General features: G+C 75.8%; 29 protein-coding genes, 1 tRNA gene and 1 other RNA gene. 17 read left to right on the forward strand and 14 right to left on the reverse strand.

What is annotated here, in order from left to right:
- Positions 1-39: 39 nt before the first annotated feature.
- Entirely contained in the window at positions 40-924 is an 885-nt protein-coding gene (fdhD, locus tag KRAD_RS17290; RefSeq protein ID WP_049821526.1) for a formate dehydrogenase accessory sulfurtransferase FdhD, read from the reverse strand.
- A gap of 198 nt (positions 925-1,122) precedes the next feature.
- Between fdhD and KRAD_RS17295 the strand changes: the two genes are divergently transcribed.
- Together KRAD_RS17295 and KRAD_RS17300 are read left to right on the forward strand one after the other, a co-directional pair.
- Positions 1,123-1,551: a DUF3052 domain-containing protein gene (locus tag KRAD_RS17295; protein ID WP_012086939.1), complete on the forward strand. Its 429-nt coding sequence runs from the start codon at positions 1,123-1,125 to the stop codon at positions 1,549-1,551.
- 5 nt (positions 1,552-1,556) lie between these two features.
- A complete protein-coding gene (locus tag KRAD_RS17300; protein WP_012086940.1) occupies positions 1,557-2,030 on the forward strand; it encodes a peroxiredoxin in 474 nt (157 codons plus the stop codon).
- Positions 2,031-2,032: 2 nt separating this feature from the next.
- Here the strand turns inward: KRAD_RS17300 and KRAD_RS17305 are convergent.
- Positions 2,033-2,105, reverse strand: a tRNA-Val gene (locus KRAD_RS17305).
- A 45-nt stretch (positions 2,106-2,150) separates the two neighbouring features.
- On the opposite strand from KRAD_RS17305, the gene KRAD_RS17310 reads away from it, so the two are divergent.
- From KRAD_RS17310 to KRAD_RS17320, 3 genes are read left to right on the forward strand one after another with little or no spacing between them, the layout of a single operon-like run.
- Positions 2,151-3,038 carry a Nif3-like dinuclear metal center hexameric protein gene (locus KRAD_RS17310; RefSeq protein ID WP_041292181.1) on the forward strand — a complete coding sequence of 296 codons (888 nt, stop codon included), beginning with the start codon at positions 2,151-2,153 and terminating at the stop codon, positions 3,036-3,038.
- A gap of 8 nt (positions 3,039-3,046) precedes the next feature.
- Positions 3,047-3,790 carry a zinc ribbon domain-containing protein gene (locus KRAD_RS17315; protein WP_012086942.1) on the forward strand — a complete coding sequence of 248 codons (744 nt, stop codon included), beginning with the start codon at positions 3,047-3,049 and terminating at the stop codon, positions 3,788-3,790.
- 1 nt (position 3,791) lies between these two features.
- Positions 3,792-4,892, forward strand: a complete 1,101-nt coding sequence (locus tag KRAD_RS17320) for a bifunctional RNase H/acid phosphatase (RefSeq protein WP_012086943.1) — start codon at positions 3,792-3,794, stop codon at positions 4,890-4,892.
- Here KRAD_RS17320 and KRAD_RS27665 read toward each other — a convergent pair.
- Entirely contained in the window at positions 4,879-6,939 is a 2,061-nt protein-coding gene (locus KRAD_RS27665; protein ID WP_012086944.1) for an MMPL family transporter, read from the reverse strand. The two genes, KRAD_RS17320 and KRAD_RS27665, sit on opposite strands and share 14 nt — an antisense overlap.
- Positions 6,940-7,002: 63 nt before the next feature.
- Between KRAD_RS27665 and KRAD_RS17330 the strand changes: the two genes are divergently transcribed.
- Positions 7,003-7,485 carry a MarR family winged helix-turn-helix transcriptional regulator gene (locus KRAD_RS17330; RefSeq protein WP_012086945.1) on the forward strand — a complete coding sequence of 161 codons (483 nt, stop codon included), beginning with the start codon at positions 7,003-7,005 and terminating at the stop codon, positions 7,483-7,485.
- Here KRAD_RS17330 and KRAD_RS17335 read toward each other — a convergent pair whose 3' ends face one another.
- On the reverse strand, positions 7,486-8,127 hold the full coding sequence (locus KRAD_RS17335; protein WP_041293427.1) for a response regulator: 642 nt from the start codon (positions 8,125-8,127) through the stop codon (positions 7,486-7,488).
- A 5-nt stretch (positions 8,128-8,132) separates the two neighbouring features.
- Entirely contained in the window at positions 8,133-9,329 is a 1,197-nt protein-coding gene (locus KRAD_RS25180) for a sensor histidine kinase (protein WP_012086947.1), read from the reverse strand.
- Positions 9,330-9,464: 135 nt separating this feature from the next.
- On the opposite strand from KRAD_RS25180, the gene KRAD_RS26135 reads away from it, so the two are divergent.
- Entirely contained in the window at positions 9,465-10,406 is a 942-nt protein-coding gene (locus KRAD_RS26135) for an alpha/beta hydrolase (protein ID WP_049821263.1), read from the forward strand.
- On the opposite strand, the gene KRAD_RS17350 is transcribed toward KRAD_RS26135, so the two are convergent.
- Both KRAD_RS17350 and KRAD_RS17355 read right to left on the reverse strand, forming a co-directional pair.
- Positions 10,396-11,544, reverse strand: coding sequence for an SLC13 family permease (locus KRAD_RS17350; protein WP_012086949.1), 1,149 nt, complete (start codon positions 11,542-11,544; stop codon positions 10,396-10,398). The genes KRAD_RS26135 and KRAD_RS17350 overlap by 11 nt on opposite strands.
- Before the next feature lies 1 nt (position 11,545).
- Positions 11,546-12,283 carry a YaaA family protein gene (locus tag KRAD_RS17355; protein WP_203417594.1) on the reverse strand — a complete coding sequence of 246 codons (738 nt, stop codon included), beginning with the start codon at positions 12,281-12,283 and terminating at the stop codon, positions 11,546-11,548.
- A gap of 50 nt (positions 12,284-12,333) precedes the next feature.
- Between KRAD_RS17355 and rnpB the strand changes: the two genes are divergently transcribed.
- Positions 12,334-12,709, forward strand: an RNA gene (rnpB, locus tag KRAD_RS24805) — RNase P RNA component class A.
- A 74-nt stretch (positions 12,710-12,783) separates the two neighbouring features.
- Positions 12,784-13,158: a hypothetical protein gene (locus KRAD_RS17360; RefSeq protein WP_012086951.1), complete on the forward strand. Its 375-nt coding sequence runs from the start codon at positions 12,784-12,786 to the stop codon at positions 13,156-13,158.
- Positions 13,159-13,192: 34 nt separating this feature from the next.
- On the opposite strand, the gene KRAD_RS25185 is transcribed toward KRAD_RS17360, so the two are convergent.
- Positions 13,193-13,462 (reverse strand): hypothetical protein, encoded by a 270-nt coding sequence (locus KRAD_RS25185; protein WP_238985760.1) that lies wholly within the window; start codon positions 13,460-13,462, stop codon positions 13,193-13,195.
- Positions 13,463-13,504: 42 nt separating this feature from the next.
- On the reverse strand, positions 13,505-14,182 hold the full coding sequence (locus tag KRAD_RS24540; protein WP_012086953.1) for a TetR/AcrR family transcriptional regulator: 678 nt from the start codon (positions 14,180-14,182) through the stop codon (positions 13,505-13,507).
- 55 nt (positions 14,183-14,237) lie between these two features.
- Between KRAD_RS24540 and KRAD_RS17375 the strand changes: the two genes are divergently transcribed.
- Positions 14,238-14,666 (forward strand): organic hydroperoxide resistance protein, encoded by a 429-nt coding sequence (locus tag KRAD_RS17375; RefSeq protein ID WP_012086954.1) that lies wholly within the window; start codon positions 14,238-14,240, stop codon positions 14,664-14,666.
- 28 nt (positions 14,667-14,694) lie between these two features.
- On the opposite strand, the gene KRAD_RS17380 is transcribed toward KRAD_RS17375, so the two are convergent.
- Positions 14,695-15,261: a DUF6083 domain-containing protein gene (locus KRAD_RS17380; protein ID WP_041292185.1), complete on the reverse strand. Its 567-nt coding sequence runs from the start codon at positions 15,259-15,261 to the stop codon at positions 14,695-14,697.
- A gap of 169 nt (positions 15,262-15,430) precedes the next feature.
- Here KRAD_RS17380 and KRAD_RS24545 point away from each other — a divergent pair, with 169 nt between their 5' ends.
- Complete coding sequence (locus tag KRAD_RS24545; protein WP_012086956.1) at positions 15,431-16,276, forward strand: DUF4328 domain-containing protein; 846 nt, start codon at positions 15,431-15,433, stop codon at positions 16,274-16,276.
- A gap of 3 nt (positions 16,277-16,279) precedes the next feature.
- Here the strand turns inward: KRAD_RS24545 and KRAD_RS17390 are convergent, their stop codons facing one another.
- The 4 genes from KRAD_RS17390 to map all read right to left on the reverse strand — a co-directional run bounded on the left by KRAD_RS17390 (position 16,280) and on the right by map (position 19,357).
- On the reverse strand, positions 16,280-17,275 hold the full coding sequence (locus KRAD_RS17390) for an LLM class F420-dependent oxidoreductase (protein WP_041293432.1): 996 nt from the start codon (positions 17,273-17,275) through the stop codon (positions 16,280-16,282).
- A gap of 59 nt (positions 17,276-17,334) precedes the next feature.
- The gene (ppgK, locus tag KRAD_RS17395; RefSeq protein WP_012086958.1) at positions 17,335-18,141 is read right to left on the reverse strand and encodes a polyphosphate--glucose phosphotransferase; all 807 of its coding nucleotides are present in this window, start codon (positions 18,139-18,141) and stop codon (positions 17,335-17,337) included.
- Positions 18,142-18,160: 19 nt separating this feature from the next.
- Positions 18,161-18,355, reverse strand: a complete 195-nt coding sequence (locus KRAD_RS17400) for a PspC domain-containing protein (RefSeq protein ID WP_012086959.1) — start codon at positions 18,353-18,355, stop codon at positions 18,161-18,163.
- Between the two features lie 123 nt (positions 18,356-18,478).
- A complete protein-coding gene (map, locus tag KRAD_RS17405; RefSeq protein ID WP_012086960.1) occupies positions 18,479-19,357 on the reverse strand; it encodes a type I methionyl aminopeptidase in 879 nt (292 codons plus the stop codon).
- A gap of 54 nt (positions 19,358-19,411) precedes the next feature.
- Between map and KRAD_RS17410 the strand changes: the two genes are divergently transcribed.
- The 6 genes from KRAD_RS17410 (at position 19,412) to KRAD_RS17435 (ending at position 24,631) form a co-directional block, all read left to right on the forward strand.
- Positions 19,412-19,594 (forward strand): hypothetical protein, encoded by a 183-nt coding sequence (locus tag KRAD_RS17410; protein WP_041292186.1) that lies wholly within the window; start codon positions 19,412-19,414, stop codon positions 19,592-19,594.
- 245 nt (positions 19,595-19,839) lie between these two features.
- Positions 19,840-21,102 carry a toxic anion resistance protein gene (locus tag KRAD_RS17415; RefSeq protein ID WP_012086961.1) on the forward strand — a complete coding sequence of 421 codons (1,263 nt, stop codon included), beginning with the start codon at positions 19,840-19,842 and terminating at the stop codon, positions 21,100-21,102.
- On the forward strand, positions 21,099-22,019 hold the full coding sequence (locus tag KRAD_RS26620; RefSeq protein WP_012086962.1) for a hypothetical protein: 921 nt from the start codon (positions 21,099-21,101) through the stop codon (positions 22,017-22,019). The genes KRAD_RS17415 and KRAD_RS26620 overlap by 4 nt, the downstream gene beginning before the upstream one ends.
- Positions 22,020-22,028: 9 nt before the next feature.
- Positions 22,029-22,925: a hypothetical protein gene (locus KRAD_RS26625; RefSeq protein WP_012086963.1), complete on the forward strand. Its 897-nt coding sequence runs from the start codon at positions 22,029-22,031 to the stop codon at positions 22,923-22,925.
- A gap of 8 nt (positions 22,926-22,933) precedes the next feature.
- Positions 22,934-23,800: a hypothetical protein gene (locus KRAD_RS24555; protein ID WP_049821264.1), complete on the forward strand. Its 867-nt coding sequence runs from the start codon at positions 22,934-22,936 to the stop codon at positions 23,798-23,800.
- 39 nt (positions 23,801-23,839) lie between these two features.
- Positions 23,840-24,631: an AIM24 family protein gene (locus tag KRAD_RS17435; protein ID WP_012086965.1), complete on the forward strand. Its 792-nt coding sequence runs from the start codon at positions 23,840-23,842 to the stop codon at positions 24,629-24,631.
- Positions 24,632-24,670 lie beyond the last annotated feature (39 nt).

The following is a 24,670-nucleotide window of genomic DNA, read 5'->3' on the forward strand; positions in this document are numbered from 1 at the left end:
GCGGTCAGCGGGCCCAGCTACCTGGACTCAGGTCCGGTCTCAGGTTAGGACTGCCGTCGGACAGGCACCCACCCCGGTCTCCCCGGAGGCCCCGGGAGGCACCAGCCGGTCCTCCCGGGAGTAGGCGTTGGCCCGCGGCGGGCGCACGAAGCCGAGCAGCGTCATCCCGACCTCCCGGGCCAGCGAGACCGCCAGCGAGGACGGGGCCGAGACCGCGGCCAGCACCGGGACCCCGGCCATCGCCGCCTTCTGCACCAGCTCGAAGGAGGCCCGCCCGGAGACGACCAGCACGCTGCCGCGCAGCGGGAGCAGCCCCTCGCGCAGGCCCCAGCCGACGACCTTGTCCACGGCGTTGTGCCGCCCGACGTCCTCGCGCAGGCAGCGCAGGGCGCCGGTGGCGTCGAAGAGCCCCGCGGCGTGCAGCCCGCCGGTGCGCTCGAAGGCGGACTGCGCGGCGCGCAGGGTGTCGGGCAGGCCGGCCAGGACGTCGGTGCCCACCCGCACCGGGTCCGCGTGCAGCGGGGCGGGCACCCGGGCCAGGACGTCCTCGACGCTGGCCGAGCCGCAGACCCCGCAGGCCGACGTCGTGGTGAACGGGCGGGCGACGCGCTCCCCGGCCAGCCGGCTGCCGGGGCGGGCCGCGATCCGCAGCAGGTTGTAGGTGGGTTCGCCGTCGGGGCCGAGGTCGGTGCAGTGCACCGCGGACACGACGTCCTCGGCCGCGGTGAGCAGGCCCTCGGCGTGCAGGAAGCCCAGCGCGAGGTCGACGTCGTCGCCGGGGGTGCGCATCGTGACGGTCAGCTGCTCGCCGTCGACCTCCAGCTGCAGGGGTTCCTCGACGGCGAGGGTGTCGGCGCGTGCGCGGGCCGACCCGTCATCGAGGTCGAGCCGGGTGGTGCGCGCACGGACGGTGACCCTTCCCACGGGCCCCACCCTGCCACCCCGCGGGCCTCCCGGCAGCCCCGCCGCGGGGGGCGGGCGCGGGGCGTGGTGGGCTCCTCCCCCCGGCGCCCGGCGCTTCGCCTTGCGCTGGGGGTGCACTGTCCGGTGCACTAGGAGGTCACGAGCACGTTCAGCGTCCCCGCCGACCGGGAGCGGGGCTGGAGGAAGGCAGGACACCGAGTGGGTGCCACCGCGGACCCTGCGGCCGATGAGGCTGCAGTGGCCAAGCTGGGCTTCAAGTCCGGGCAACTGGTCCAGGAGCTCGGCTGGGACGAGCAGGTCGACGAGGACTTCCGGGAGGCCGTCGAGGACCTGATCGGCAGCGAGCTGCTCGACGAGGACGCCGACGACGTCGCGGACGTCGTGATCTGCTGGTACCGCGAGGGTGACGGTGATCTGGTGGACGCTCTCGTCGACGCCATCACCAACCTCGCCGACGGCGGCATCGTCTGGCTCCTGACCCCCAAGAAGGGCCGCCCGGGCCACGTGCCCGCGGCCGAGATCGACGAGGCGGCCCCCACGGCCGGCCTGCACGCCACCACGAGCGTCAGCGCCTGCGCCAACTGGGCGGGCACGCGCATGACGACGCCGAAGAGCGGCCGCCGCTGAGCACGGTGCCGCACCACGACCCCCCGGGACCGGGGGACGCCTTCCCCGTCCCGGGGGCCGTGGTCCCCGACCAGCACGGGGAGCGCCTGCCCCTGCGGGAGCTGTGGGCGCAGGGACCCGCGCTGCTGGTGCTGGTGCCGGCGGCGTTCTCGACCCACTGCACCGCCGAGCTGGGGGCGCTGGCCTTCGAGATCGAGCGCTTCGACGCGGCCGGGGTCCAGCTGGCCGCGCTGTCCTGCGACCCGGTGACCTCCCTGCGCGCGTGGGGCGAGGACCGGGTCTACCCCTTCCCGCTGCTCAGCGACTTCTGGCCGCACGGGGCGGTGTCGCGCGCGCTGGGGGCCTTCGACGAGGACCTGGGTGTCGCGCAGCGGCTGTCGCTGCTCGTCGTCGACGGGACCGTCCGCTGGTCCCTGCGCGGGGACCTGGGCGCGCCCCGCTCGCTGAAGCGCCACCTGGCGGCTCTCGACGAGGTGTGAGGTGGGCCCGGCCGGGCTCGAACCGACGACAGCCGCGGTGTAAGCGCGGTGCTCTACCAACTGAGCTACGGGCCCCGACCAGGCCCACGGTAGCGGTCCCGGCCACTAGTGTCAGAGCCCGTGATCCCCCCGGACGGCGCACCCCCCACCCTCCAGCAGGTCACCGACGCCCTCGAGGTGATGCACCCGCTGGACCGGGCGCAGCCCTGGGACGCGGTCGGGCTGGTCTGCGGCGACCCCGACGCCCCCGTGCGCCGGGTCCACTTCGCCGTCGACCCCGTCGAGGCCGCGGTGGAGGAGGCGATCGCCGCCGGGGCGGACCTGCTGGTCACCCACCACCCGCTGCTGCTGCGCCCGGTGAGCTCCGTGGCCGCGACGACGTTCAAGGGGCGGCTGGTGCACCGCGCGGTCCGGGCCGGTCTGGCCCTGTACGTCGCGCACACCAACGCCGACGCGGGCACCCCGGGCGTCTCCGACGCGCTGGCCCGCGTCCTGGACCTCGACGACCTCCTCCCGCTGGAGCCCCTGCCGGGCCGTCCCGAGCTCGGCATCGGCCGGGTCGGGAACCTCGCCGCCCCCGAGCGCCTCGGCGACTTCGCCGACCGCGTGGCCCGCGCCCTGCCCGAGACCGAGCAGGGGGTCCGCGTCGCCGGCGACGCCGACGCCCTCGTCCAGCGGGTCGCGGTGTGCGGGGGGTCGGGCGACGGCCTCTTCGACCGGGTCCGCGCCAGCGGGGCCGACGTCTACGTCACCGCCGACCTGCGCCACCACCCCGCCTCGGAGGCCCGCGAGCGCGCGAGGTTCGAGCGCGGCCCGGGGGAGGGGGCCGAGTCGGGCCGTCCGTTCCTGGTCGACGTGGCCCACTGGGCCAGCGAGTGGCCCTGGCTGGCGGGGTGCGCGGACCGCCTGGTGGTGGCGCTGGCCGCCGACGGCCGTACGGTGGTCGCCCACGTGTCCACCACGCGCACCGACCCCTGGACGTTGCGCGTCCCCAGCCGAGGAGAGTGAGCCGGCGCATGCCGAAGGCTCCGGCGATCGACCAGCAGCGACTGCTGGACCTGCAAGCGCTCGACACCCGCCTGGCCCAGCTGGCGCACCGTCGCCGGACGCTGCCCGAGCAGGTCGAGCTGGACGGGCTGGAGAAGGAGCGCCGCCGCGCCGCGGACGTGCTCGTCGCCGCCCGCACCCTGGTCGGCGACGCCGAGCGGCAGGTCGCGAAGGCCGAGGCCGACGTCGCGCAGGTGCGCGAGCGCGCCGACCGCAACACCGCGCGGCTGCGGTCGGGCGGTGTCTCGGCCAAGGACGCGCAGGCCCTGGAGCACGAGCTGGAGTCCCTCGGGCGCCGTCAGGGCGTGCTCGAGGAGGAGGAGCTGCTCGTCATGGAGCGCCTGGAGCAGGCGCAGTTCGCCGCGGCCGAGCTGACCACCAACGACGCCGAGCTGGCCGAGCAGATCACCGAGGTCACCGCGCGCCGCGACGAGGCGCTGGCCGGCATCGCGCGCGAGGAGACCGCGACGCTGGCGCGTCGCCAGGCGATCGTCATGGGCATCGACGACGCCCTCGTCGCGCTCTACGAGAAGGTCCGCGCCCCCCGCGGCGGGGTCGGGGCGGCGATGCTGCGCGCGCGCCGGTGCGAGGGGTGCCGCCTGGAGCTGAACGCCTCCGACCTGGGCGTCATCCGCGCCACGGCCTCCGACGAGGTCGTCTTCTGCGAGGAGTGCGGCCGGATCCTGGTGCGCACGGACGAATCGGGGGTCTGAGGTGGGCCGGCGGCTGCGCGTCGAGGCCGACGGGGGGTCCCGGGGCAACCCCGGGCCCGCGGGCTACGGGGCGGTGGTCAAGGACGCCGCGACGGGGGAGGTCCTCGCCGAGGTCGCGGAGTCCATCGGGCGGGCCACCAACAACGTCGCCGAGTACCGGGGACTGGTCGCGGGGCTGCGGGCCGCGCAGGCCGTCGACCCCGAGGCGAGCGTGGAGGTCCGGATGGACTCCAAGCTCGTCGTGGAGCAGATGTCGGGGCGCTGGCAGGTCAAGCACGCGGACATGCGCGCCCTGGCCCAGGAGGCCCGCTCGCTGGTGCGACCGGGGCTGGTGGACTTCGGCTGGATCCCGCGCGCGCAGAACTCCCACGCCGACCGGCTCGCCAACGAGGCGATGGACGCCGCCGCGGCCGGTCGCGCGTGGCAGCGGGCGGGCGCGAGCGGGACGGCGTCCCCGGCCGCCGCGGCTCCCCCCGCCGCGGAGGCGGACCCCGACGCGCCGCCGACGGTGCTCGTGCTCGTGCGCCACGGCTCGACGGCGCTGACCGAGCAGCGCCGGGTCTCCGGCCGGTACGGGGAGGACCCGGAGCTGTCGGACCGGGGTCGGGCCGAGGCGGCGGCCGCCGCGACCTGCTGGGACGTTCAGGACGCCGACGTCGTCGTGACCTCCACGCTGCGCCGCTCGCAGCAGACCGCGCGGATCATCGCCGAGGCGCTGGGCGCGGACGTCGTCGTGGACCCGCAGTGGGACGAGACGGACTTCGGGGAGTGGGACGGCCTGACCGCCGGCGAGGTCGTGAAGCGCTGGCCGCGGGAGTTCGCCGCCTGGAACGACTCCCCGGAGGCGGCGCCGCCGGGCGGGGAGTCGATCGCGACGGTGGAGCGCCGGGTGCTGGCCGCCCGCGACGACCTGCTGCGGCGCTGGGCGGGTCGCCGGGTGGTCCTGGTCAGCCACGGCGACCCGCTGCGGGTCCTGCTCCGCTCGGTCCTCGGCGTCGACGGGCGGATGCAGCGCCGGATCCACGTGGACCCGGGCTCGCGGACCCTGCTGCGCTACCGCGCCGACGGGACGGGCGAGGTCCTGGCGGTCAACCGGGTGTGACGGCCTCCCGGCGCGGCTCGCCGGGGGCGTCGAGGCGGCTGGGCCACCACACCCGGCGGCCCAGCAGGGCGAAGAGCGCCGGGACGAGGACGGTCCGCACCAGCAGGGTGTCGAGCAGCACCCCGATCCCGACGACGACGCCGATCTGGGTCAGCACGATGAGCGGCAGGACGCCGAGGACGGCGAACACCGCGGCCAGCAGGACCCCCGCGCTGGTGATGACCCCGCCGGTCACCGCGACCCCGACGCGGACGGCGTCGCGGGTGCCCAGGGCCGGGGTCTCCTCCCGGACCCGGGTGACGAGGAAGATGTTGTAGTCCACGCCCAGGGCGACGAGGAACAGCAGCGACAGCAGCGGGACCTGGTTGTCCAGGCCCGGCATGCCCGCGACCCGGGTGAAGATCAGGTTCGCGGCGCCGAGGGCGGCGCCGTAGGTGGCCAGGACCGTGGCGACGAGCAGCAGCGGGGCCACCAGGGACCGCAGCAGCACGACGAGGACGACGAGGACGACGGCGACGATCAGCGGGGTCACCACGGTGAGGTCGCGGACGGTGGCGGTGCGCTCGTCCAGGGCCTCGGCCTCGGTGCCGCCGACGAGGGTGCCGGGGGCGGCGGCCCGCACGGCCTCGCGCAGGCGCTGCACGACCTCGCGGCTGGCGGCGGAGCCGGGCTCGGCCTCCAGGGTGGCCAGGACCTCGGTGACCCCGTCGGCGCTGCGCCCGGGCCGGACCGCGCCGACGCCCTCGACCGCCTCCGCAGCGGCCACGACCGCCGTGACGCCGCCGGCGCCGCCCCCGGTGCCGTTGCCGGGGACGAGGACCTGGGCGGGTTCGGCGGCGGCGCCGGGGAAGTGCTCCGACAGGGTCTGCGAGCCGTCGACGGACTCCGCGGACACTCGGAACTGCTCGGTCTGCTGCAGGCCCAGGCGGGCACCGGTGAGGCCGGCGGCGAGGGCGCCCAGCAGCACGACGGAGGCGACCACGACCCGCACCGGGCGGGCCAGGACGGCGCCGGCGATCCGCGCCCAGACGCCGGTGCGGGTCGTCTCGACGGAGCCGACGGTGGGCACGAAGGGCCAGAACAGCCTCCGCCCGCAGACGACGAGGGCGCTGGGCAGCACGAGCAGCCCGGCGAGCAGGGCCACGACGATGCCGATCGCGGCGTCGCGCCCGATCGTCCTGTCCGCGGGCAGGACGGCGGCCTGCAGGGTCAGCAGGGCGAGCACGACGGTGGTGCCGCTGGCGGCGATCGCGGGACCGGCGCCGCGCAGCGCCGCGCGCATCGCGGCCCGGTGGTCGGGTTCGCGGCGCAGCTCCTCCCGGTAGCGGGCGATGAGCAGCAGGGCGTAGTTGGTCCCGGCGCCGAAGACCAGGACGCTGGTGATGCCGGTCGAGGAGGGGTCGACGGGGGTCTCGGTGAGCCGCCCGACCAGCTGCAGCAGCCGGGTCACCACCTGGTCGGCGAGGCCCACGACGACCAGCGGCACCAGCCACAGCACGGGGGAGCGGTAGGTGACGAGCAGCAGCAGCGCGACCACCCCGGCGGTCATGAGGAGCAGGCGGGTGTTGGCGCCGCTGAAGGAGTCGGCGATGTCGACGCTGAACGCGGGACCGCCGGTCACCTCGGCGGTGAGCCCGGCGGGGAGCCCGGCGTCGGCCCGCCCGCGCACGTCGGCGACGGTGGCGGCCAGCTCCTCGCGGGGGACGTCGACCTGGACGGGGACGGGGACGAGCGCGGCCCGCCCGTCCTCGCTGGGGACCGGGGTGCCCAGCGCGCCGGCGGCGGCGAGGTCGGCGGGGGTGAGGGGGGCGCCGTCGCGGGAGTAGACGACGAGCAGGGTGCCCGCGCCGTCGTCGGGGAGGCGTTCGGCGAGCCCCGCGGCGCGCACGGACTCCGCCGAGGCGGGGGGTCCGCCGGTGGCGGAGGTGCCCTCGGGGGCGTCGCCGCCGAAGGCGTTCACGGCGCCGGCGAGGAGCACCGCGACGAGCAGGACGAGCCAGGCCGTGGCGCGGCCGGTCAGGAGGGCGGTCAGGGGACGCACAGTCACCTCGTTCAGTAGATCTCTCAGTGACTGAGATGTCTAGCGGTCGAGGGGTAGGATGGCAAACCGATGAGCACGTACCGACCCCGCGACACCCCCCGCGCCCGCCGCGAGCAGGAGATCGTCGACGAGCTCCGCGACCTCGCGGGCCTGTCCGAACGCATCGCGCACGTCTTCGCCGCACGCCACGGGCTGCACCCCACCGACCTGCAGGCGCTGATCCACGTCATGCGCCGCGAGATCGCCGACGACCCGCTGACCGCCGGTGAGCTCGCGGGCCTGCTCAACGTCACCACCGGCGCCGCGACCGGTGTCGTGGACCGCCTCGAGCGCCACGGCCACCTGCGCCGCGACCGCGGCGACACCGACCGCCGCAAGGTGTTCCTGCGCTACGGCGAACCCGGCATGGAGCTGGCCCGGGAGTTCTTCGGGCCGCTGGGCCGGCGCAGCGCCGCGGTCATGGCGCAGTTCGACGACGCCGAGCTCGAGGTCGTGCACCGCTTCCTCACCGGCATGGGCCGGGCGTTCGGCGAGCACCACGACGACCTCTGATCAGTCCCGGCGCAGGTAGCGCAGGACCGCCACCACCCGCCGGTTCTCCTGCGGGCTCGGGGGCAGGTCCAGCGTCGTGAAGATGCCCGCGACGTGCTTCTCGACGGCCCGCTCCCCGACCACCAGGCGCGCGGCGATGGCCGCGTTGGACAACCCCTCGGCCATGGCCGCGAGCACCTCCAGCTCGCGCGGGGTGAGCTCGGCCAGCCCGTCCCGGCCCCGGCGGACCAGCTGCGCCACGACCTCGGGGTCCAGGGCCGTCCCGCCCGCGGCGACCCGCTCCACCGCGTCCAGGAACTCGCGCGAGTCCGCCACCCGGTCCTTCAGCAGGTAGCCGATCCCCGCGGCCGACTCCGCCAGCAGGTCGCGCGCGATCCGGTTCTCCACGTACTGCGAGAACACCACCACGGGCAGCCCGGGGTGCCGGCGCCGGCACTCCAGCGCCGCCCGCAGACCCTCGTCGCTGTGGCCGGGGGGCATCCGGACGTCGGTCACGACGACGTCCGGGACGTCGTCGTCCACCGCGCTCACCAGCTGCTGCCCGTCCCCGACGGCGGCCACCACCCGGTGCCCGCGCAGCTCCACCAGCCGCACCATGCCCTCGCGCAGGACCGCGGAGTCCTCGGCCAGGACGACCCGCAGCCCGCTCACGCCCGCACCGGCAGGTCCAGGCGGACCAGGGTCCCCAGCCCCGGGGGGCTCACGAGGCGCAACGTCCCGTCCACCCCCGCGATCCGGTCGGTGAGGCCCCGCAGCCCGCTGCCGCGCGCCGGGTCCGCCCCGCCGCGGCCGTCGTCGCGCACCTCCAGCCGCAGCCGCCGCCGCGTCGCCCGGGCCCGCAGCCAGGCCCGCTCGGCGCCGGCGTGCTTGGTGGCGTTGGCCAGCAGCTCGGCGACGCAGAAGTAGGCCATGGTCTCGATCGCGGGCGAGAGCACCGCCCCCCGCAGGTCGACGTCGGTCTCGACGACCAGACCCGCCTGCTCGGCCATCGTCGTCAGCGCCGGTCCCAGCCCCTCGTCCAGGGCCGGGGGGTGGATGCCGCGGATGATCGTGCGCAGCTCGGTGATCGCCTCCCGCGTCGTCGTGTGCGCCACGTCCAGCAGCTCCCCGGCGCCGCCGGGGTCGGCGCGCAGCCGGTGGCGGGCCAGGTCGACGTGCAGGGCGATGGCGGTCAGCCGGGCCTGGGTGCCGTCGTGCAGGTTCCGCTCGATGGCCCGCACCTCCGCGGCCGAGCCCTCCAGCACCGCCGACCGGCTGCGCCGCAGCCGGGCCGAGTCCCCCTCCTGCGCACCCGTCGCCCGCGTCAGCCCCACCTGCACCCGGACGACGAGCCGCAGCAGCCACGGGCCGGCGAGGACCACGACCACCAGGACGAGCCCGGGCACCCCCGGGGGGCTCCCCTCCGGGGACCGCAGCAGCGCGACCCCGACCGCCGACAGCAGCCCCAGCGGCCCGCCCGCCCCGAGCACCGCCAGCGGGACCTGGACGAGCAGGAAGCCCGTCTGGGCCCACGCGCCGGGGTCGGTCAGCGTCCTCACCAGGCCGTCGAACGGGTCGCGGCCCCGCGGTCGCGGCGCCGGGTCCCCGACCTCGATCCGCAGCACCCGCCGGACCAGCCGCCGGTGCACCCGTCCCAGCCCGCGCGCGCAGGTCAGCGCCAGCGCCACCAGCGGCAGCCCCACGAACGTCAGGGACAGCACCACCCCGAGCAGCAGCAGGACGAGGACCAGCAGGCCGGCCGGCGCGAGCAGCAGCGCCAGCGCCTGGTAACCGACCTCCCGCCAGGTGCGCCCCGCCACCGGGGCCCGCAGCACCGCGCGCGCGAGCGCCCTCGTCCTCGACACGGGACCGACGGTAGCGGCGCCTCGACCCGTCGTCCCTCGTGCTGGCACGAGGGCCCGGTGGCGGTCCCCACGAGGACGAACCGGCCGGTCTGCACGCTGGGGCGGGAGGAGCCGGACGGAGAGGGTGAACACGTTGTGCTGCAACGAATCAGCAGCACGCGCGACACCCTGGAGGTTCCCGTGCCGTCGGTCCCGCCCCCCGCGTCCGTCCAGGCCTGCCGCACCGGCGCGGTGCCCCTGCTGGCCCTCGGCTGCCTCCTGCTGAGCCTGCTCGGGCTCGGGTTCTCCCGCTCCGTGGACCCCACCGCGGACCCCACCGCGGACACTGCCGTGGACACCGCGGCGGAACCCGTCGCCACCGTCTCCCGGGACCTGCCCGCCCGCTACGCGCACCACCGCGGTCCCGCCGGGGCCGGCGGGGACCGGCAGTTGCTCGGCCACGACACCACCGGCCGGGGTCTGGTCACCGAGGTCTTCGGCGACCTCGCCGCCGCCCGCGACGTCGCCGTCCTCGTCGGCGGCGTCGGCACCGACCTCGCGACCTTCGACACCGGGACCCTGCGCACCGGCGCCCGGGCGCTGGCCGCGGTCAGCCCGGCGAGCGCGGTCGTCGCCTGGGCCGACTACGTCAGCCCCGCCTCGATCGGGCCCTCCGCCGCCGGACCCGGTCTCGCCCGCGCCGGCGGCCGGCGGCTGGGGGTCTTCCTCGACAGCCTGCGGGAGAACGCCCCCGCGACCCACGTCGTGCTGGTCTGCCACAGCTACGGCAGCGCGGTCTGCGCCGCGGCGCTCGCCGGCGAGGACGCCCACGGCGTCGACGACGTCGTCGACCTCGCGAGCCCGGGCGTGGGGGAGGGGCGGCTGCCGGCCGGGGTCCGCCGCTGGACGGCGACGAGCCCGGCGGACCCGATCCGCCTCGTCCCGCACGTGCGGATCGGGGGGTTCGGCCTGGGGGTGGACCCCGCCGGGACCCCCGGCGCCCGCCGGCTGCCGGTGCCGCCCGACGGCGACCACGACGACTACCTCGCGACCGGCAGCCCGACCCTCGCGGCGGTCGCCGCGGTCCTCAGCGCGTGAGCTGCAGCGCGGCCACCGCGGCCGGGACGCAGACGGCGGCCCCGACCAGGCCGAGCGCGGCGAAGCGGGGCAACGAGACCTCGACCCCGCGGGCGCGGCAGCGGTCCAGCCACAGCAGCGTCGCCAACGAGGCCCACGGCGTCACCAGCGGCCCGAGGTTCACCCCGATGAGCACCGCCACCAGCCGGTGCGCGCTGCCCGCCAGCGGTTCCACCGCGAGGTAGGCGGGGAGGTTGTCGGCCACGTTCGCCGTCAGCGCGGCGGTCCCGGCCAGCTGCAGGTGGGCGGCGAACCCCTCGCCCTCCCCGGCCAGCGGGCGCAGCAGGTCCTCCAGACCGTGCCCCTGGGCGGCCTCGACGACGAGGAACAGCCCGCTGACCAGGACCACCGTCCGCCAGGGCAGCAGGCCGGGGCGCAGCGCCCCGCGCCGGCGCACCGCGAACACGGCGACGAGGACCAGCGCGGCCACGGCGGCCGGGACGGCGGGGGTGAGCCCGCTGACGAAGGCCGGCGCGAGCAGGCAGCACACGACGGTCGCGGTCCAGAACGTCACCGGGTCCCGCGGGGGCGCGGGCGGGGGCGCCGCGTAGGCCCCGCGCAGCGACCGGCGGTGCGCCAGGCCCAGGACGAGCACCGCCCCGGCCAGCCCGGCCAGGAACGGCGCCCAGGTCAGCGCGGTGAAGCCCGCCGTCCCCGACACCCCGAACCCCTCCAGGGTGTCGAGCGCGATGAGGTTGGTCAGGTTGGACACGGGCAGCAGCAGCGACGTCGTGTTGGCCAGCCAGACCGTGGTCAGCGCGAACGGCAGCGGGTCCAGGCGCAGCTGCGCGGCCAGGGCCAGGACGACGGGGGTCAGCAGCACCGCCGTGGTGTCCAGGGACAGCACGACCGTGGCGACCGTCCCCAGCAGGACGACGAGCAGCCACAACCGCCACGTCCGGCCCCGGCCCGCGCGGGCGGCCAGCCGGGCGGCGGCGTCGAAGACCCCGGCGGCGTCGGCGAGCTCGGCCACCACCGTGACGGCCAGCAGGAAGGCGAGGACGGGAGCGGCGCGGCCGGCGACCTCGGCGAGGCCGTCCCCGTCGAGCAGACCGGTCGCGACGGCCAGGGCCCCGGCGAGCCCGCAGACCCACCACACCTCAGGACGCCTCGACTTCCAGGGTCCAGGACCCGCCGCGGCGCGCGGGTTCGAGCAGCTTCGCGTCGAAGGCCTCCGAGACGGCGTCGTGCAGGGCCGCGGGGGTGCCCGGGGCCCGTCCACCGCGGGTCAGCAGGTGCCGGGCGACGAGGCCGCGGGTGCGCTTGGCCGCGTGCGAGACGACCTTGCCCCCGGACAGCACCCGCACCCCGACCGTGCGGGCCGCGGTGTCGGCGTCGGGCACCCAGGCGGCGGCGTAGGCCGCGGAGCGGCAGTCCAGGACGACGCCCTCCGGGGCGAGGACCCCGGCCAGCCGGGGCCGCCAGAAGGCGGCCAGCGGGCCGACGCCGGGCAGGCTGGTGCCCATGGAGAGCCGGTAGCCCGGTACGCGGTCGCCGGGCCGCAGGACCCCCCAGAGGGCGGAGACGACCAGGACCCGGCGGGCCGCGGCCGGGCGCAGCGTCGGCAGGTCGAGGGCGTCGAAGAGGACGCCCGCGTAGACCCTCGACGCCGGGGCCGCCGGTCGCGTGCGCAGGGTGGTGTTGGCGGCGACGACGTCGGCCAGGCCCGGTCCGGTGCCCAGGACCTCGGCCGCGTCAGGGCGGGCGGAGACCTCGGCCAGCGCGTCCAGCACCTGCTCGCGGGCGGGGGTGAGGGCGGGGGAGGTGAGGGCGTCCAGACGCACGGGCGTGCCGCGCCGCGGCCCCGCCCACTTGGTCTCCGACGGGGGGAGCAGCACGAGCACGAGGGTCGAGGGTACGGGGCCGATGGCCTAGGGTGGACGGCGGACGAGTCGGCCGGGCGACCGCGTCGGCCGGGGCGACCCGGCCGCCGAGGAAAGTCCGGACTCCACAGGGCAGGGTGGTGGCTAACAGCCACCCGGGGTGACCCGCGGGACAGTGCCACAGAGAACAGACCGCCACCCCGAGCGATCGGGGCGGTAAGGGTGAAACGGTGGTGCAAGAGACCACCAGCGTGCCGGGTGACCGGTGCGGCTAGGTAAACCCCACCCGGAGCAAGACCAGACAGGCAGCGTTCGAGGGCGGCCCGCCCGAGCTGCCGGGTAGGTCGCTTGAGGCGTGCGGCAACGCACGTCCTAGAGGGATGGTCGCCGCCCGCTCCCCGGAGCGGGGCACAGGATCCGGCTTACAGGCCGGCTCGTCCACCACGCTCGACAGCGCACGCCCGTAGCGGTGAGCCACTCAGGAAACACTCACAGTGATGTGAAACCCTCACGTCGTGTTCCGTTCACCGGCCCCCCGTCCCGCGTTCCCCGCCCCGTCGTCCGAGCCGGTGCCCGTGGTCCCGGCCCAGGGGCGCGAGGGCTCCCGGTCCCCGGCGAGCCGGTCCGCGGCCCCGCCGCGGCCGAGCCGGCAGCGGGTGCTGGTCCAGGCGTGGTGGGAGCAGCTCGACGAGGTCGCCCGCCGGCGCCTCCTGCGGCTGGCGCCCACGGACTTCCTGCCCGCCGACGCCGCCCTGGACCTGCAGATGCTGGGGGTCACGGTGATCGCGGTGGGGACGGTGCCCGGCGAGGACGGCTACGACGCCCTGTACGAGCAGCCGGCCGACGTCGTCGCGCTGCTCGCCGCCGTCCGCGGCGGCCGCCCCCGCTGAGCCCGCGGCGCGGCCGCGGCGGCGCGAGGGGGCCTCAGCGCGGCTCGGGGGCCCAGAGGGCCGCCCAGATGCGCGCGGCGGCGAGGAACTCCCGCAGGGCCGGCGGCTGGGCGTAGGCGGCGAAGGAGTGCTCGCCCAGGCGCAGGACGAGGCCGACGTCGGCGACCTGGACGCCGAAGGACCGCAGCTCCCGGGCCAGGTCCTCGGGCAGCTGGGCCGTCGGGGACAGGCTCAGCAGGTCGGTCCGCACGTCGGCGGGGAGCTGTCGCCACCACGAGGCGAGGGCATTGCTCTGTTGCTGCACGGCGAGGTCTTCGGGTGGATCCGGGGGTCCCTGCACGGCCGGTCACCCGCCCGGCGGGACCACCTCACCCGGACGGCTCCCCGGTGAGGGGCGGGTCACCAGGCCCAGCACGTGCTCGAGGACGTCCCGCCGCGAGCGCTCGGCGGCGCCGTCCCCGCCGTCCCCGCCCCCGTCGCCGCCACTGTCGTCGCCGTCGCCGCGGAGGGGGTCGTCGAGGGTCAGCGACCGCAGCAGCAGCGAGCCCATGAGCACCTCGGTGGCCCGCGCGGGGGTCGTGGCCTCCACGAGCTCCCCGCGGGTGCGGGCGCGGTGGAAGGCGTCCTCGAGGACGGCCGCGCACCGGTCGACGTGGTCGCGGCGGAACCGGGCGGCGACGGCGGGGGAGGTGGCGACCTCGTCGACGCAGCGCTGGAGCACCTGCCGGCGGCGGCCGGAGAGGGCCTCGGCGATCGGGGGGACGAGGGCCTCCAGGTCCCCGCGCAGGCTCCCGGTCAGCGGGGGTTCCAGGCGGGCGGTGAGGCTGGCCAGCGCGTCCACGACGAGGTCCTCGGTGCCGGCCCAGCGGGCGTGCACGCCGCGGCGGTCGACCCCGGCGCGGGCGGCGACCCCGCGGGTGCTGAACGCCGCGATGCCCTTCTCCGCCAGCTCCTCGACCGCCGCCGCCAGCACCCGGGCGTCGATCCCGGGGTCGCGCGGTCTGCCGCGCCGCGTCCGCTCCACCGTGCCACTCTATTCACGTACCATCCTGGTACATCAATCGAGAGGGAGTTCCGCCATGGCGACCATGTACGAGGCGACCGCGACCGCGTGGGGCGGCCGCGAGGGGCGCGTCACCTCCTCCGACGACCGCCTGGACGTCAGCCTCTCCCTGCCCCGGGGCATGGGCGGGGACGACGGCCCCGGCACCAACCCCGAGCAGATGTTCGCCGCGGGGTACGCGGCCTGCTTCCACAGCGCCCTCAAGGGCGTCGCCCGGATGCGCAAGGTCGACGTCTCCGACTCCGCCGTCTCGGTGACCGTCGCCGTGACCGGCGGCATGGCCGAGGGCATCGACCTCGCCGTGCGGATCGAGGCGCAGCTGCCCGGCCTGGAGGAGCCCGTCGCGCGCGACCTCCTCGACGCGGCCCACCAGGTCTGCCCGTACAGCCGCGCCACCCGCGGCAACGTCGTCCAGGAGCTCGTGCTCGTCTCCGACGAGGACTGAATCGCCCCGGCCCGCCGCGGCCGGCTCCTCAGTCGGCGGGGGCCGGCGCCAGGTGCGACTGCCACATCCGCGCCAGCCGCGGGTTCGCGGGGACGGGGTTCGCCGGGCAGACCACGTCGTGCCGCACCCTGGCCCCCACCTGGTCCTCGTCGTCCTCGTCCAGGACCGGCGCGGGCACGGCGCGGTCGTCCACGACGCGCCAGCGCTCCTCCGCGGGCACGCTCACGGCGAGCACCGACTCCTTCGCCAGCCGGACCGGTTCCCCGCCGGGGCCGGGGTAGCGGTGGACGGGGTGCCCGCAGTGCGCGCACTCCTCCTCGGTGAAGGGCCGCTCGGCGACCAGGCGCGCCATCCGCTGGACGTGGGCCAGGACGGCCGACGACTGCTGGCCCAGGGTCGGCGGCAGCCCGCGGGGTTCCCCGGGCGCCTCCACCGCCGGTGGCCGGGCCGCGGGCGCCGCGGCCCCGGCGAAGCGCTCCCGGCAGGCCGCGCAGACCGGCACCTGGACCCCCAGCCGCTCCTGGGTCCGCACGTCGGCGTCGGGCTCCGAGGCGCCGCAGAACGCGCAGCGGTCCGGGTGGGTGTCGTGGTCCACCGGGACAGCATGCCCGTTCTAGAAGACGTTGGCGCACACGGCTGATCCTCTGCTCCGCCCGGGTGGACCGCGCTCCCGGCGGCTGCGCGCGGGCACCGCGATCACCGACGATCCCTGGGAGACCCACAGGGACCGGTGCCCCGGCAGCGGCGAGCAGGAGGACGAACGCGTGAGCGCCCAGCAGTTCCGACCCGAGGGCCGCGCGCGGCGGGAGCCCGTCGCCGAGGTCCCCTTCTTCGCCCCGCCGCGCGGGGAGTTCCCCGTCGACGGCGGCGGGTTCGGCCCCGGCCCCGGGGGCGGGTTCGGCGGCGGGTTCGGCGGCGGGTTGCCCCCGCAGGGCCCGGACGCCCGGTTCTCGACGGCGCCCGCGGCTCCCGGGCACCTCGGGTACCCGGGGGCCGCGGGTCACCCCGACCGCTCCGGCTGGCGCCCGTCCGCGCCGGAGGAGCCGGTGCGCGGTCTGGAGGACGTCGCGGGTCTCGGCCGGGCGGCCGTCGCCCTCGCCGTCGTCGCCACCGCGACCTCCCTCGTCGCTGCCCTCACCGGGCTGGCCGCGGGGACCTCCCTCGTCGCGGCCCTGGTCACTGCCCTGCTCTCCCTGGTCCACGGCGCGGTGCTCGTCGCGAACTGGATCGTCGTCGCGCTGTGGCTGCGCCGCGCCCGGCGCAACGCCGAGCGCATCGACCCCCGGTCCCCGCAGCGCCGCGCCGCGGTGTGGGCGTGGTTCGGCTGGTTCGTGCCCGTCGCCGCCTTCTTCGTGCCCTTCCAGTACGTCAGCGACGTCTGGCGGGCCTCCCAGCGCCGGGCCCCGCGGGGGACGTCCCCGCAGCTGAGCGCGTGGTGGGCGGTGTGGCTGCTGAGCCTCGGCCTCGGCAACGTGAGCTTCCGGCTGTCCGAGCAGGGCAGCGGCACCGCCGCCGCCGCTCTCGCGGTGGCCGCGGCCCTCGCCACCCTCGTCGCGCTGCCGCTGTTCCGCGGGGTCGTGCGCTCCGTGGCCGTGGCCCAGCAGCCCTGAGCCTCAGCCCAGCAGGGCGGGCACGACCTCCCGCTCGAACAGCTCGATCCCGCTGGTGTCCGTCGCGGCCTCGGCGAAGTAGAAGTTCGCGTGGCCCAGGCCCGCGTCCAGCAGCGGGCGCAGCTTGGCGACGATCTGCTCCGGCGTCCCCACCCCGGCGGCCTCGGGGGTGAGGCCCCCGACCTCGCGCTCGACGGCCTCGGGGCTGACGTGCCCCGCCAGCTGCGCGCGGCGGGCGGCGATCCGCTGCGCCACCTCGGCCTCGTCGCGGCCGATGGCGACGGTGTAGTCCGCGGTGCGGGTGATGCTCGCGAAGTCGCGGCCCACGGCCTCGCAGTGCCCGCGCAGCACCTCCGACTTGTGCGTGAACCCCTCCAGGGTCCCGTCGAAGTTGGTGAAGTCGGCGTACTTCGCCGCCGTCAGCAGCGTCTTGCGCTCACCGCCGCCCGCGATCCACAGCGGGATCCCGCCCTCCTGCAGCGGCTTCGGCTGGTTGATCGCCCCCGCGGTGGAGTAGTGCTTCCCCTCGAAGGTGGAGATCCCGTCGCGCCAGAGCTCCCGCATGATCTGCACGCCCTCGTCGAGGCGGGCGAGGCGTTCCCCCGCGCCGGGGAACCCGTAGTCGTAGGCGCGCCACTCGTGCTCGTACCAGCCGGCGCCGATGCCCATGTTCAGCCGGCCCCCGGAGACGACGTCCACGGTGGTGGCGACCTTGGCCAGGTAGGCGGGGTTGCGGTAGCTCATGCACGTGCACATCTGCCCCAGGCGGATGCGCTGCGTCACCGCGGCGAAGGCGGCCATCAGGCTCCACGCCTCGTGGGTGGCCTGGTCGGTGGGTTCGGGCACGGTGTGGAAGTGGTCGTAGACCCAGACCGAGTCCCACACGTCCCCGCGGTCGGCGCGCTGCACCAGCCCGCTCATGACCTCCCAGTGGGCGGCGGGGTCCACCCCCACGAGGTCGTGCTTCCAGCCCTGCGGGATGAACAGGCCGAACGTCAGGCGCGGCGGTGCGTCAGTCATGACCCGGACACTAGTGCGCCCGGGTCACGACCGGAAGGCTACCGGCGGGTGGCCGCCGCGGCGGCCGCCAGCGAGGCCGCCCCGATGATGCCCGCGTCGTTGCGCAGCTGCGCGGGCACGATGGGCGTGCGCAGGTCCAGCAGCGGCAGGAACTTCTCGTGCTTCTTGCTCACCCCGCCGCCCACGACGATGAGGTCCGGCCACAGCAGGTCCTCCACGTGGGAGTAGTAGCGCTGCAGGCGCTTGGCCCACTGCGACCAGGAGAGGTCCTGGCGCTCGCGGGCGGAGTCGGCGGCCTTCTTCTCCGCGTCGTGCCCGTCGATCTCCAGGTGCCCCAGCTCGGTGTTGGGCACGAGCCTCCCGTCGACGATCAGCGCGCTGCCGATCCCGGTGCCCAGGGTCGTCACCAGCACCACCCCGTGCACGCCCTTCGCGGCCCCGAACGTCACCTCGGCGTACCCGGCGGCGTCGGCGTCGTTGACCACCACGACAGGACGGCCCAGGGCCTCGGAGAACAGCGTCTCCGCGTCGGTGCCGATCCACGACGGGTCGACGTTCGCCGCGCTGCGCGCGATGCCGTGCTGGATGACGGCGGGGAAGGTGATGCCGATGGGGGTGTCCGCGGGCACGTCGAAACCGGCCAGGACCTCCGCGACGACGGGCGCCACCGCCGCGGGGGTCGCCGGCTGCGGGGTCTCGATGCGGACCCGCTCGGCGGCGAACTCGCCGGCGACCAGGTCGACCGGGGCGGCCTTGATGCCGGATCCGCCGATGTCGACACCCAGGCCGATCGTCGCGGTGGCCCGCGCGGGACCCGTCGTGGTGGTGTTCTCGGTGCTGGTCACGACGGGGAGCCTAGGCCCGTCAGCGGTTCGTGTCCTTCGGCAGGACGATCCACAGCGCGGCGTAGACCAGGACCTGCGGCCCGGGCAGGACGCACGACAGGACGAAGATCAGCCGCACGACGTTGGCGGGCAGGCCGAAGCGCCGCGCCAGCCCGGCGCAGACGCCGGCGACGAGCTTGCCCGAGGTCGGGCGGGACAGGACGGGGGTGCTCACGGGTGGCTCCTCGGGTCGGTGGGTTCCGTACGAGGGGGTCAACGACCGGGCGTCCCGGATCGTCGCGCTCCGCGGGGAGGATCCTCGGGCCGCCCGGGTACGACTCCCGGGGGAGGCCCGGCCTCACGGGAGGGTGAGGACCTCCGCGCCGGTCTCGGTGACGACGAGGGTGTGCTCGAACTGGGCGGTGCGCTTGCGGTCCTTCGTGACCACCGTCCAGCCGTCCTCCCACATCTCCCACTCGTGGGTGCCCAGCGTCAGCATCGGCTCGATCGTGAAGACCATGCCGACCTCCATGACCGTCGCGTGCGCGGGGGCGGCGTCGTAGTGGGGGACGATCAGCCCGGAGTGGAACGCCGGGCCCACCCCGTGGCCGGTGAAGTCGCGCACCACGCCGTAGCCGAAGCGCTTGGCGTAGGCCTCGATGACGCGGCCGATGACGTTGATCGCCCGCCCCGGCGCCACGGCCTTGATCCCGCGGCGCGTCGCCTCGCGGGTCCGCTCCACCAGCAGCCGCGACTCCTCGTCGACGTCCCCGCAGAGGAACGTCGCGTTGGTGTCGCCGTGCATGCCGTCCAGGTAGGCGGTGATGTCGATGTTCACGATGTCGCCGTCGGCGAGGACCGTGGAGTCGGGGATGCCGTGGCAGACGACCTCGTTGAGGCTGCTGCACAGCGACTTGGGGAAGGACCGGTAGCCCAGCGTCGAGGGGTAGGCGCCGTGGTCGCAGAGGAACTCGTGCCCGATCCGGTCCAGCTCGTCCGTCGTCGTCCCGGGCACGACGTGTTCGCCCACCAGCGCCATCGCCTGCGCGGCCAGCTTCCCGGCGCGGCGGATGCGCTCGATCCCCTCGGGGTCGATGACGTGGGAGCCCTTGTAGGGCAGCGGGGCCTGCTGGTCCACGTACTCGGGCCGGTCGATCCGCGGCGGGACCGGGCGCCGGGGCGAGATGGTGCCGGGCACCAGGGTGCCGAGGGGTGCGGTAGCGGTGCCCGTGCTCATGGACCCGAGTCTAGGTCGGGTGCGCCGGGCTCCCCGAAGCGCCAGGATGCCGTCATGACGACGCAGTGGTTCTACGACGTCCGCACCGGCGAGGTCCAGGAACTCGAGCGGAAGGGGCCGAACAGGGACCTGCTGGGGCCCTACGCCAGCCGCGAGGAGGCCCAGCGAGCCCTGGACACCGCCCGCGCGCGCACCGAGGAGGACGACCGCCGCGACGCCGAGGAGGACGACTGGTGACCCCGGTCGTCCCCCGGTCCTCGCGCCGCCGCGGTCAGGGGCACCCCTGAGCGTCCCGGGGCGTTGACCGGGGTGATCCCCGACGTGAGGACGACGAGCGCGGCCGGTTCCTCCACCGAGGGGTGGATGCCCCCGACCCGGACCCTCGGTCAGGATCGGACGACCGCCCGTGGCGGACCTAGGATCGGCGACGAGCCCGGGTGGCGCGGGCGGGTACGCAGGACGCACACGAGGGGGACCGCCTGATGTCGGAGTCGCTGGACCTGAGCAAGCCGCTGGACCCGCCGGCCGTGCCGGCCACCCCGCCTGCCCCGGACCTGCAGCTGACCCCGCCGGCCCCGGTGCCGGTGGTCGCCGACGAGCAGGCCGAGGGGATGATCCCCCTCGACGAGGCGACGCGGGCGGAGCTGCACCGCAAGGCGCAGGCCTTCGTCGCCGACCTCGCCGCGCAGGACCCGCGCAGCCCCGCCTTCCAGAAGAAGGTCGACGACATCACGCGCATGGGGGAGCAGGAGGTCCGCTCCTCGGCGCAGGTCTCCAACCGCATGCTCGAGCGCCCGCAGTCCAGCCTGGCCGGGGCCAAGGGGCAGAAGGCCTCCGGGCCCGGGGCCGACGCGCAGGTCAAGGTCGCGAGCACCCTGCTGGAGCTGCGCCAGACCGTCACCGCCCTCGACCCCGGCCGCGCCGACCTCAAGGGCGTGCGGAAGATCCTCGGGATCATCCCCGCGGGCAACAAGATCCAGCGCTACTTCGAGCGCTACGCCGACGCCCAGTCCCAGCTCGACGCGATCATCAAGGCGCTGGCCAGCGGGCAGGACGAGCTGCGCAAGGACAACGCCTCCATCGAGTCCGAGAAGCAGAACCTCTGGACGACGATGGGCAAGCTCACCGAGTACTCCACGCTGGCCAAGGCCCTGGACGCGGCGACGGTGGCCAAGATCGACGAGCTGCGGGCGACGAACCCCCAGGCCGCGGAGGCCCTCACCGCCGACGCGCTGTTCCCGATCCGCCAGCGCCACCAGGACCTGCTGACCCAGCTCGCCGTCAGCGTGCAGGGCTACCTCGCGCTGGACCTGGTGCGCAAGAACAACATCGAGCTCATCAAGGGCGTCGACCGGGCGCAGACGACGACGGTGGCGGCCCTGCGGACCGCGGTGATCGTGGCGCAGGCGCTGGCCAACCAGAAGCTCGTGCTCGACCAGATCAACGCGCTGAACACCACGACGAACCAGATGATCCTGTCGACCTCGGAGATGCTCAAGCAGCAGACCGGCCAGATCCACGAGCAGGCCTCCACGGCCACGGTGGACGTGGCCACGCTGCAGAAGGCCTTCGACAACGTCTTCGCGACGATGGACGCGATCGACACGTTCAAGCAGCAGGCCGTGGTGAGCATGGCGAACACCGTCGACGCCCTCGAGGGGCAGGTGCACCGCTCGCGGTCCTACCTGGAGCGCGCGCGCAACGGCGAGCAGGGCGCGGGTCCCGCGCTGGAAGGTCCCCGGTGAGCTCGGTGGCCTCCTCCCGCGCCGACCAGCGCCCCTCCCGGGCGCTGAGGCGGGCTGCCGCGGCCGAGGGGAGGGTCGTGCGGCGCGGCCCCGCGCAGGCCCCGCCGGAGCTCGTCTCGCGCCGGCTGCGCAGCCGCACCTGGCGGGCCGCGAACTCGTGGTGGCTGGCGATCCCGGCGCTGGGGCTGCCGTGGCTGGCGTTCCTCTACATGGGGTTGCGCGGGCGGCGGCCGCAGTGGGTGCTGGCCGCGCTCGGCTACCTCGTCGCGATGGGCGGGGCCGCCACCGGCCTCGGCCTCGGTCTGGGCCTGGCGACGGGCCACGAGCTGTTGTTCCTCGTGCTGGGTTCCCTGCTGGGCGCCGGCACCTGGGGATTGGGACTGGTGCACTCGATCATGGCGAACTCGACGTGGCTGCGGATCAAGGCGGCCTTCACGGGCGAACCCGCCCTGGAGGCCCCGACGACCCCGGCGGTGCCCCCGGCCCCCGCCGACCCGGTGAGCGGGCTGCAGGAGGCCCTGCGCGAGGTCGTGCGCACGGCCAACCGCCACGGCGGCCGCCTGCCCGACGGGGCCGTGCCCGCGGTCCGCGAGGTCGAGGACGTGCTGCGGCCGCTGCTGGCCCACGTCGCCCGGCGCGGCGCGGAGGTCGAGGAGCTGCACAACCTCGAGGCCATCGTCACCGAGTACCTGCCCGGGGCGCTGGAGCACTACCTCGACCTGCCCCCCGACTACGCCGAGACCCACCGGCTGCCGTCGGGGCTCACCCCGGCCGAGGAGCTCGTCAACCAGCTGCGGCTGCTGGTGGACGGGTCCCGGGACCTCCAGCGCGCCGTCCACGACCACGACGCGCAGAAGCTGTCGGTCCAGGGCCGGTTCCTCGACGCGAAGTTCCGCCGCTCGGACCTGGACCTGTAGGAGGACGCGGTGGGTGTCGATCTCGGCAAGGGCGACGGGACGCGGGGCCCGCGGACGCGCGAGCCGCTGCCGGAGGTGACTCCCGCGGTGGCTCCGGAGGTGGCTCCGGAGGTGGCTCCGGAGCGGCGCCCCGGCGCGACGGTGGCGCGGACGACGCCCCCACCGGCGCCGTACCAGCGGCGGGAGCCGTCGCTCCCGGCGGCGGACGAGGCGCGGGGGCTGAACCCGCACGCGATGGGGGTGTTCACCACGGCGTGGACGGCGGGGTGGATCGTCGCCTTCGCCACCCACCTCTGGTGGCTGGGCCTGATCATGCTCCTGATGCAGGGCGCGGTGTTCGGCTACGTCAAGCAGCAGGGCCTGCCGTGGGCCGGGCCCGGGCGCGCGGCCCGCCGCGCCCGGCGGCTGGAGCGCCACCGCGAGCGGGCGCGCCGCCGCGGCGCGCTCGCCCCGCCCCCGCCCGCGGTCCCGGAGCTGCCCGACCCCGTCACCACCGCCGAGCGCCGGCTGGCCGCGGTGCTCGTCACGGCCGAGACCTCCGGGGGCCGGATGGACCCCGAGGCGGTCGAGCTGGTCCGCGAGGTCGACCGGCTGCTGCGCCCGCTGCTGGCCCAGGTGCGGACCCGCGACGCGGACCCGCAGGTCCGCCACGACCTGGAGACCCTGGCCGGGGAGCACCTGCCGCGCACCGTCGAGGACTACCTCGTCCTGCCCGACGACTACGCCCGCACCCACCGCACGGCGGCGGGCACGACCCCGGCCGACGAGCTGCGGGCCCAGCTGCAGCTGCTCGTCGAGGGCTGCCGGCAGGTGCGCGACTCCCTCCTCAGCCGCGACGTGGACCGTCAGCAGCAGCAGAGCCGGTTCCTCGAGGCGAAGTTCCGGCGCTCCGACCTGGACCTGTGAGGACGGCCGTGGGGATCGAACTGCGCAAGGGCGACGACGACCGGGACCGGCCCCGTCGGGTGGTCCTGCCCGAGCGCGAGGTCGAGGTCATCGGCCCGAACGACCTCGAACCGCGCCTGGGGGCGAACCTCCCGGTGCTCGGGTGGGTCTCCGACCCCGTCTTCCAGCTCGTCCGGTTCGTCGGCCTGGGCGGCTGGATCGTCCTCTACGCCGCCCTCGGGCCGCTGGGCCTGTGGTGGGTGGGGTTCATCGCGATGTGGGCCTGGATCGGGGCGAACGTGGCCTACGAGAACGAGGCCCGGCGGCGGCGCCGGTTGCGGCGGCACTACCGGCGCGCGATCAAGTACGGGACGCTCGCCCCGGTGCCGGTCCTGCTGCGCCCGGAGGAGGCCGCGCCGGTGGTCCGGGAGCAGCGGCTCGCGGCGGCGGGGGCGCCCGCCGTCAGCGCGCCGCAGGTGACCGCCGCCGAGAAGGCCCTGGTCGCCACGGTCCGCCGGGTCGACACCGCCGTGGACCGCTTCGAGCGCACCGACGTCGTCCTCGTCCACGAGGTCGCCGACCTGCTCGGCCCGCTGCTGCTGCGCATCGCCGAGCGGGGCGGGGACCCCCAGGTCCGCCACGACCTGGAGACCCTGGCGGGGGAGCACCTGCCGCGCACCGTCGAGGACTTCCTGGCCCTGCCGCCCGACGTCGCCCGCGGCAGCCGCAACGCCGCGGGGTCCACCCCGGCGGAGGAGCTGCGCAACCAGCTGCACCTCATGGCCGACGGCTGCCGGCAGCTGCGGGAGGCGGTGCTCTCGGCCGACGTGGACCGTCAGCAGCAGCAGAGCCGGTTCCTCGAGGCGAAGTTCCGCCGCGGGGACCTGGACCTGTGACCCTCGCGGTGCCCGGTCCGGTGCGGTAGGAAGGGGACCGTGACCCTCGACGTGCAGCTCGTCGGTTCCACGACCCAGATGGCCGTGGTGACCCTGCGTCCCGGGCAGACGCTGTACTGCGAGGCCGGGAAGTTCCTCTTCTCCTCCGGCGACGTGGTCATGGAGACCAAGCTCACCGCGCCCGGCGGCGGCGAGGGGGGCGGCCTCGGCGGGCTGCTGCGCGGCGCGGCCCAGGCCGGCAAGCGGGTGCTGGCGGGGGAGTCCTTCGCCTTCCAGCACTTCCACACCCCCGGCGGCGACGGGCTGCTGGGGCTGGCCGGCGTCCTGCCCGGCGAGATGCGCCACCTGGAGCTGGACGGCTCGACGACGTGGTTCGCCGAGAAGGACGCCTTCGTGGCGGCCGAGGCGGGGGTGCACTTCGACATCGCCTTCTCCGGGGTGGGACAGGGCCTCATGGGCGGGGAGGGGTTCATCCTCGAGAGGTTCACCGGCCGCGGGTCGCTGCTCATCGCCGGCGCGGGCGACTTCATCGACATCAACCCCGCCGACTACGGCGGCACCCTGCGGGTCGACACCGGCTGCGTCGTCGCCTGGGACGACCGCATCACCTACGGCGTCGAGACCGTGGGCCGGCTGAACCGGCAGGGGATCGTCAGCGCCGTCCTCGGCGGTGAGGGGCTGACCCTGGCGACGCTGCGCGGCGACGGGCGCGTCATCCTGCAGTCGGTCACCATCGAGGCCTTCGCCAAGGCGCTGGTCAAGAACAGCGCCAAGCCCGACCAGCAGGGCCTCGGGGCCCTGGGCGGGTTGTTCGGGGGCTCCCGCGGCTAGCGGGACCTCCCCGGGCACCAACCGGGCCCGGTGATCGTT

This window comes from Kineococcus radiotolerans SRS30216 = ATCC BAA-149 (assembly GCF_000017305.1).
GTDB classification, from domain to species: Bacteria; Actinomycetota; Actinomycetes; order Actinomycetales; family Kineococcaceae; genus Kineococcus; species Kineococcus radiotolerans.

Bases quoted from the DNA above. Each gene is read 5' to 3' on its own strand.
- KRAD_RS17315 (WP_012086942.1), top strand. From the start codon at position 3,047: ATGCCGAAGGCTCCGGCGATCGACCAGCAGCGACTGCTGGACCTGCAA.
- KRAD_RS17330 (WP_012086945.1), top strand. From the start codon at position 7,003: ATGAGCACGTACCGACCCCGCGACACCCCCCGCGCCCGCCGCGAGCAG.
- KRAD_RS17375 (WP_012086954.1), top strand. From the start codon at position 14,238: ATGGCGACCATGTACGAGGCGACCGCGACCGCGTGGGGCGGCCGCGAG.
- map (WP_012086960.1), bottom strand. From the start codon at position 19,357: ATGAGCACGGGCACCGCTACCGCACCCCTCGGCACCCTGGTGCCCGGC.
- KRAD_RS17410 (WP_041292186.1), top strand. From the start codon at position 19,412: ATGACGACGCAGTGGTTCTACGACGTCCGCACCGGCGAGGTCCAGGAA.
- KRAD_RS17415 (WP_012086961.1), top strand. From the start codon at position 19,840: ATGTCGGAGTCGCTGGACCTGAGCAAGCCGCTGGACCCGCCGGCCGTG.